At 56.4% G+C, this 865-nt stretch carries 1 protein-coding gene; it reads right to left on the bottom strand.

What is annotated here, in order from left to right; translation table 11 throughout:
* On the bottom strand, nt 1–865 hold an 865-nt coding region (locus tag HCN58_RS35205), incomplete at both ends, for a carbamoyltransferase N-terminal domain-containing protein (protein WP_283814710.1).

Here is an 865-nt window from a genome sequence, read left to right as displayed (position 1 = left end):
GGGCACGAAGCCTCTGTCCGCCGCCATTGCGGAGCAAGCAGCACCTATTGCCGCCCCGCTGTCATTCGGAAAGGGCGGCACCCAGACAGCATCGAACAGGCCACTAGCACGTAGTGCGCTGTTCCACTTGATATTGAGACCGCAGCCACCGACTATACACAAGTTGCGCGATCCCGGAGAACTCGAATGCCGCTGTAAAACGGCCGTCATCTCCCGGACGAGGAGATGCTCGAGGAAACAATGAAACGATGCAAGCACATCTTCGGGTCGCTTGCCTTTCAACCGAAGGGCGCTCGCGTGGAAGAAGTCGTGGATAGCCGCAATTGAAGATTCAACTCCGCTCTCCGCATGATAACCACGAGCATACTCCGCGTCGACCGCAAAGCGCTCCTCGTAGAGCTCTCGAAATACAGTTATGATGTCTTCATCAGCAGATCCCAGCGCGATATAGGCCATCAGCTTGCCGGCAACTCCTAGGTCCCAGTTGGAACGCTTCGTATTCGCATAAGGTCCGAAGTGATCGCCCGTGGCAGCATAGACGTGACCTATCAGCGGAAACAGGCATTGGATGAACCGAGCGCCGCAGCGGTCTACATAGTAGAGACGTGGAAAAATGATGCCGTCCCATACCAAGCAGAAGGCGGATTGTCCGGCTTTGATAAACGGGCTGGTGCAGTATGCGGAGGCCACATGGCCTGTGACGTGCGGATAGCTTCTATAAGAAAAGAACGTGCCGCCGAGCATTAGGCTAAAGCCGTCGCGTGAATCGAGAAGGCCCTCGGCATCTCGTTCAGCATACGATGCCCACTTGAGAGTGACAGGTTCCGCCCCACTGAGGACCTGAAAACCCTCCCTCCACCACCCG

Source organism: Bradyrhizobium australiense (assembly GCF_013114825.1).
GTDB lineage: Bacteria > Pseudomonadota > Alphaproteobacteria > Rhizobiales > Xanthobacteraceae > Bradyrhizobium > Bradyrhizobium australiense.
This window is presented reverse-complemented; position numbering and strand designations above follow the sequence as displayed.